Genomic DNA, 236 nt, shown 5'->3' on the forward strand with positions numbered 1-236 from the left:
GTCAGCACACCCGAGCCATGCCCGCGCAGGTAACGCGGCACCAGCGCGTGCTCGGGGTGGTCGGGTAGCGCTGCGTAGTTCACCCACGCCACCTTGGCGTGGTCCCGCAGGAACCCGGCAATGGCGAGCGCGTTGGCATTGATCCGGTCCAGCCGCAGCGCCAGCGACTCGCTGCCCTGCAGGATCAGGAAGGCATTGAACGGCGACAGCGCCGCGCCGGTATTGCGCAGCGGCAA

General features: G+C 69.1%; 1 protein-coding gene. It reads right to left on the reverse strand.

Going from position 1 to position 236, the window contains the following annotated elements:
• Positions 1 to 236 (reverse strand): PLP-dependent transferase (locus ACQG3P_RS23525; RefSeq protein WP_426806393.1); only part of this gene is annotated, 236 nt, incomplete at both ends.

The sequence above is a fragment of the Stenotrophomonas sp. SrG genome, from assembly GCF_050031795.1.
Lineage (GTDB): Bacteria > Pseudomonadota > Gammaproteobacteria > Xanthomonadales > Xanthomonadaceae > Stenotrophomonas > Stenotrophomonas rhizophila_A.